The 5325-nt window shown below is 65.6% G+C and carries 5 protein-coding genes; 3 read left to right on the forward strand and 2 right to left on the reverse strand.

Translation table 11 applies throughout. From position 1 onward, the window contains the following. Window positions 1-78: 78 nt before the first annotated feature. Together JHD73_RS26445 and JHD73_RS26450 are read right to left on the reverse strand one after the other, a co-directional pair. Window positions 79-1485, reverse strand: coding sequence for an alkaline phosphatase family protein (locus tag JHD73_RS26445; protein WP_199033119.1), 1407 nt, complete (start codon window positions 1483-1485; stop codon window positions 79-81). A gap of 103 nt (window positions 1486-1588) precedes the next feature. After that, complete coding sequence (locus JHD73_RS26450; RefSeq protein ID WP_199033120.1) at window positions 1589-2848, reverse strand: MFS transporter; 1260 nt, start codon at window positions 2846-2848, stop codon at window positions 1589-1591. A gap of 89 nt (window positions 2849-2937) precedes the next feature. On the opposite strand from JHD73_RS26450, the gene JHD73_RS26455 reads away from it, so the two are divergent. The 3 genes from JHD73_RS26455 to JHD73_RS26465 form a co-directional block, all read left to right on the forward strand. After that, window positions 2938-3900: a GlxA family transcriptional regulator gene (locus tag JHD73_RS26455; protein WP_199033121.1), complete on the forward strand. Its 963-nt coding sequence runs from the start codon at window positions 2938-2940 to the stop codon at window positions 3898-3900. Window positions 3901-3966: 66 nt separating this feature from the next. Next, window positions 3967-4632, forward strand: coding sequence for a glutathione S-transferase (locus JHD73_RS26460; protein WP_199033122.1), 666 nt, complete (start codon window positions 3967-3969; stop codon window positions 4630-4632). 21 nt (window positions 4633-4653) lie between these two features. Next, a partial coding sequence (locus JHD73_RS26465; protein ID WP_233177167.1) for a class I SAM-dependent methyltransferase occupies window positions 4654-5325 on the forward strand: 672 nt, incomplete at its 3' end.

The following is a 5325-nucleotide window of genomic DNA, read 5'->3' on the forward strand; positions in this document are numbered from 1 at the left end:
TGGCGTGCAGGGCGAGCTCGTCGCCGGGTTCAAAGGCGCGGATCAGCGTGGGGCGATGCTGCAACGGTGTGTTCATGCTCATTGACCTGCATACGGCAAATCCATCGACGCTAACACGTCCTTGATGTGCTGCGCCGCCTGCTGAGCATTCTGGGCAGCCGGCACGGGTGGTTGCTGATCGGTCGACAGATTGCGCACGTGATCATCAATGCTGATGCCCGTGCCCAGCGGCGCCAACATCGCTGCCGATTCGTGCATGGCCCACTGGAAATCGTTGAGTGGTGCATTGCGCGCGGCCTGCAGGCCGACTGGGTCAGCAACCATGGTGCGGGCGACGATCGGGTCCCGGTTGTCATCCGGTGCGGTCAACTCCAGCACTTGAGCGAGGTCCGGCGCGCTCGCATCGCGGGCGGTGAGCGGTGTCTGGATGTTGTAGCGGTTGCGCAGCGTCTTGATGATGGCGGTGTGGTCGTACGGCTGCGCCACAGTCGAGCGAAAGACGGTGCCCCTGGGAATCCACGGCGACACCACCACCGCCGGCACGCGCACACCCAGCCGGTCAAACGCGAAGAGCTGCCCCGGCTGCGGCGGGCTGGGCGGCACGGCAGACGGCGGCGGCACGTGGTCGTAGCAGCCGCCATGTTCGTCAAAGGTGACGATCAGCAGGATCTGGTGCCACTGCGGCGAGGTGCACAGCGCGTTGTACACTTGCGCGACCAGCGCGTCGCCATAGCCGACATCGTGCGGCGGGTGCATGTCATTCGGCCAATCGAGATCGGCAAAGTAGCGCGGCTCGATAAAGCTGTAAGAGGGCAGCCTGCCGTTGGAGGCATCGTCCAGAAAATCGTCGAACAGGTGGAAGTGGTCTAGATGCATCCACAAGCGCGTGAGCGTGAGCGACTGCGCAAAGTCGTGGTAATAGACGGCCCAATCGTCCGGCACGACGCCGTCAAGCGCGTTGAACAGCGTCGGCATCAGATACGGAAAGTGCACCGGCGAGTTGTTCGGATAACCGTGCGCCGTGCCGGTGTGCACGAAGAAGCGGTTGGGCCACGTCTGGCACGGCGCGGCGGCAAACCACGCGTCACTCACGGCGTAGTTGCGTGCCAGCGTGGACAGTGCCGGCACCTGGTCCGACGTGAAGAAATGCATGATGTCGCGCGGGTCACCGCCGTTCTTGGCGTAGTTGGTGGTGAAACCCTGCATGGTGGGCGTCTGCCCCAGCGGAGTCTGCGCGCCAAAGAGTTGCTGGTTGATGTCGGTGAACAGCTCGCCCGGGTCGGGGCTGGGCAGCGTCATCACGTTGGGTGGCGCCGGCGTGGTCCACACGCGGATGGGTTCACCGCTGCCGTCGGGGTTGGTCTCGGTGCCGGAGAGCCCGTCAAACTCGGCGCTCTTGGGGTAGAGCGTGCCGAACAGGTTGTCGAATGACCGGTTCTCCAGCATCAGCACGACCACGTGCTGAATGACGCTCAAGCCTGCCATGATGGCCCCCTCGTCTCGTTGTGCAGTGGCCGCCATATCCAGGCCAGGGCGACCTGCGGCTCACTATAGGAAGAAACGAAGGGGACTGGCGCCGCGCTAGAGCCTACTTCTGTACCGCCGGCAGCACGCGCAACGCAATCAGCGCACTGCCCGCCGTCACCAGCCACACCACTGGCCACGACGACCACGCCAGGACATGCGGCAGGCACAGCGACGTCACCCCGAGCGCGGTAAAGGCGCCAGTATTGCCCAGGCCCAATGCCGTGCCGGCGCGCTGCACGCCAGCCATCGTCGCCATCTCGGTAAAACCCACCCCATGCCATGCCGACACGCTGATGCCGGCAACGACGATGGCCGCCACCAGTGCCGCACGCATGATCGACAGATCGATCGGCAGCGCAGCCGTCGCCCAGGCGACGCCAGCCAACACGACAAACAACACCACACTCAGCCGGGCACAGGCCAGCAGGTAAGCGCGGCGATTGCCGTGGCGATCCGTCCAGCGGCCGCTCCACACGCGCATGACTGCTGCACCGCCCTGCACCGCAGCCATCGTCAGGCTGAGCGTCAGCACGTTAGCGTGCGCAAAGTCACGCAGGAAAACGGTCGCGAAGGCAACAACCGCACCTTGCGGCACGCAGAGCAGGCCGATGGCCAGCGCCATGCGCCAGAGCATCGGATCGCGGAGTGGGCCACGTCCGGCGTCGGCGGCGGTCTTGGCGATGGTGGTCACGACGTCCGGCGCCTCGTGCACCCACAACCACGTCAACACCGCCGTCAACATGCAGGCCGCCGCCAGCACGCCATACACCACGGCAAACCCGGCGTGTGCAGCCAGGCTCGGCAACACCAGCGCCCCAATGCCGCCGCCCAGCGGCACAGCGGTCTGACGGATGCTCATGGCAAGGCCGCGCTCGCCCTCACGGAACCAGCCCATGACCGCACGGCCGCTGGACCCATTCACGCTGCCACCCAGCAGACCCACGCTCAGCATGCCGGCCGCCAGCCACGTCAGCGGCGGCACGCTGCCATGCATGGGCGCCACGAAGCACGCCATCACCAGCAGCGCCAGCGCCGTCGCCCCAAGGCCCGCCAGCAGGACGGCACGGTCGCCCCAGCGGTCGGTCAGCAGGCCCCACGGCAGCTCACTGATGGCGATGCCCAACCCCAGCAGCCCAAGCGCGATGCCCAGCTCGGCATTGCCCAGGTGGTAAGCCGAGCGGATGAACACCGCCGTGGTCGGGATGCCCGAAAACGCGGCAGAAAAACTGGCATTGGCGGCCACGCCCACTCCCAGCACCTTCCAGCGGTGATGGCGTGAAGCGTGGGCGAAACCAGCGTGCGAAAGTGCGACGGCAGTCATGATCGACTCTCCAGCAGTGCATTTGACAGGTGCAGTCTGGCGGAGGAAGATCAGGCCTAAATGACGTTATTCCCTCATTTCAAGACATCATGCGCAGAATCGGCTTTCTGGTGTTTCCGGGCTGCAGCCTGCTCGATTTCACAGGCCCGCTGACGGCCTTTGACGTGGCCAACCGCCTGGCGCCCCAGCCGGCCTACCGGATTGACGTGCTATCCGAAAACGGCGCACAGGTGCAGAGCGCGCCAGGCCTGGTCATGCAGACGCAGAAGCTGGACGACCCGGCCTTCGACACGCTCGTCATTTCGGGCGGCAACGGCCCGCGTGAGGACACGTTTTCCGCCACACTGATCGCCTTCGTGCAGGAAGCCGCGCAGCATTCGCGGCGTATGACGAGTGTGTGCTCCGGCGCGTTTGCCCTGGCTGCCGCAGGGTTGCTCGACGGCCGCCGCGCCACCACGCACTGGCGCATGGCCGCGCAGTTGCAGCGGCGCTATCCGCACGTTCAGGTGCAAAGCGATCACATCTTCATCCACGACGGTCCGGTGTGGACATCTGCCGGCATCTCGTCGGGCATTGACCTGGCGCTCGCGCTCATCGAAGAAGACCTGGGCGTTGATGTTTCCCGCGCGGTGGCTCGTGAACTGGTGGTGTATCACCGGCGGCCGGGTGGGCAGTCCCAGTTTTCAGCGCTGCTGGAGCTGGACCCGGCATCGAGCCGCATCGCACGTGCGTTGAGCTATGCGCGCGAGCACCTGCACGAAGCGCTCGATGTGGATCGCCTGGCGGAAGTGGCGCACCTGAGCCGCCGGCAGTTCGATCGCGCCTTCGCGGCCGAGACCGGCCAGACGCCCGCCAAAGCTGTCGAGAGACTGCGTGCGGAAGCCGCCCGCCCTCGCGTGGAATCTGGTGATGAATCCCTGGAACAAGTGGCCCGCGCCGTTGGCTTTGCCGATCCGGAGCGCATGCGGCGTGCGTTCATCCGTGTGTTCGGGCAACCTCCGCAATCCGTGCGGCGTGGTGGACGCTCGGACCGGTCACGACTGGCCGCGTAAAACGTGTCGACCACGACAAACCCGTTACCCTAGCGCGCTCAGCATCAACGCCTCTTGCTTGCCCCTATGTCCACCGACCACGCCCTGCCCTTGCTCTACAGCTACCGCCGCTGCCCGTACGCCATGCGTGCGCGCCTGGCGATGCTGCAGGCCAACCGGCGCTTCCAGACGTTTGAAATCGTGATGCGCGACAAACCCGCCGCGCTGCTCGCGCTGTCGCCCAAGGGGACGGTGCCGGTGCTGCATCTGCCCGATGGCGGCGTGCTGGAAGAGAGCCTGGACATCATGCGCTGGGCGCTCGAATCGCCCGACCCCCAAGGCTGGTGGAGCCGCGCCCAGACTGACGACAACCTGAACCTGCTGCGCACCAACGATGGCGACTTCAAACGCCTGCTCGACCGCTACAAATACCCCGACCGCTATCCGGAAGATGGGCAATCGCGCGAGGCCGTGCGCGCGCAGGCGGTGACCACACAGCTGACCCCACTCGAAACAAGGCTACAGGCACAGCGGTATCTTGGCGGCGCAACGCCGTGTGCGACGGATCTGGCGATCTTTCCGTTCGTGCGGCAATTTGCGGCGGTGGAGCCGGATTGGTTTGCAGCGCGGCCCATGCCCGCGCTGCAGGCATGGCTGGCGGGTTGGTTGAGCAGCCGCCTGTTCGAGGTCTGCATGACCAAACAGCCTGTGCAAGCCGTTGCCGTGTTTCCCGAGTTTCAACCGGTCACCTGATACGCAACCGAGGAGGCATTCATGAGCACGCACAACATGCAGGATCTGGCACCTGACAGCACCGCAGCACGCGTCGCCTTGTGGCGTGCCCTGCATGTTGAAGTCGACGCGCCACCGCATGTGCTGGAAGACAACGTCGGCTTGAAGCTGCTCGCGCCCGAGCCCGGCTGGCAGCAGCGCGGCGACATGCATCCGCAGTTCACGCGCCCCTTTCGCGCCTCCATCGTGGCGCGTGCACGCTTCATTGAAGACCTGGTCGTGGAGCAGGCGGCGCGGGGGCTGAGCCAGTACGTCATCCTCGGGGCGGGGCTCGACAGCTTTGCGCAACGCAGGCCGGACGTTGCGTCGCACCTCAAGGTGTTCGAGGTTGACCAGCCCAACCCGCAGGCATGGAAACGCCAGCGCCTGATCGAACTTGGCTTTGGCGTGCCCGATTGGCTGCGCTTTGTGCCGGTTGATTTCGAAGCGGGCGGGTCCTGGCAGGCGGGTCTTGCGGCAGCGGGCTTTGATGCGAACAAGCCAGCCGTCGTGGTGTCCACGGGTGTGAGCATGTATCTCACCAAAGAGGCGAATGCTGCCACGCTGCGCGAAGTGGCGACGCTGGCGCCGGGGTCGATGTTGGCGATGACGTTCCTGCTCCCGCTCGAAATGGCAGACCCCGACGTGCGCCCCGGGCTGGAAATGGCCGAGAAA

The sequence above is a fragment of the Ralstonia sp. ASV6 genome, from assembly GCF_016429285.1.
In the GTDB taxonomy this organism is placed as follows: domain Bacteria; phylum Pseudomonadota; class Gammaproteobacteria; order Burkholderiales; family Burkholderiaceae; genus Ralstonia; species Ralstonia flaminis.

What these genes read in the sequence shown, in the direction of transcription:
- JHD73_RS26445 (WP_199033119.1), bottom strand. Translation starts at nt 1,485, where the DNA reads ATGGCAGGCTTGAGCGTCATTCAGCACGTGGTCGTGCTGATGCTGGAG.
- JHD73_RS26450 (WP_199033120.1), bottom strand. Translation starts at nt 2,848, where the DNA reads ATGACTGCCGTCGCACTTTCGCACGCTGGTTTCGCCCACGCTTCACGC.
- JHD73_RS26455 (WP_199033121.1), top strand. Translation starts at nt 2,938, where the DNA reads ATGCGCAGAATCGGCTTTCTGGTGTTTCCGGGCTGCAGCCTGCTCGAT.
- JHD73_RS26460 (WP_199033122.1), top strand. Translation starts at nt 3,967, where the DNA reads ATGTCCACCGACCACGCCCTGCCCTTGCTCTACAGCTACCGCCGCTGC.